1 protein-coding gene is annotated in these 336 nt (G+C 78.6%); it reads left to right on the forward strand.

Annotation, left to right across the window (positions count from 1 at the left end):
• A partial coding sequence (locus G3I53_RS12680; RefSeq protein WP_239063839.1) for an SAV_6107 family HEPN domain-containing protein occupies positions 1-336 on the forward strand: 336 nt, incomplete at both ends.

Genomic DNA, 336 nt, shown 5'->3' on the forward strand with positions numbered 1-336 from the left:
CCGGAGACCTCGCCCCGGGCCCGCGCGAAGATACGGAGCGCCTGGGAAGTGCTCCCCGAGATCGCGCCCGAACTGACCGAGTGGAGCGCGCTGTTCGCGTCCGGGGCCCGGCGCCGCGCCCGGGCCGAGGCCGGCATCCAGGGCGCGGCGACCGGCCGGGACGCCGACGACCTGATACGGGACGTGGCGGTGTTCCTGCGCCTGGTGGAGCGGATGCTCGTCCTCCAGCCGGTCCTCCCGCAGCCCCGCCCGGACACCGGCCGTCCCGGCGCGGAGCGTCCGGGCGCCGGCCGTCCCCAGGAGCCCGACCCGGGCGGTGCCGCGGACCGGGACATG

Source organism: Streptomyces sp. SID14436 (assembly GCF_010548465.1).
GTDB lineage: Bacteria > Actinomycetota > Actinomycetes > Streptomycetales > Streptomycetaceae > Streptomyces.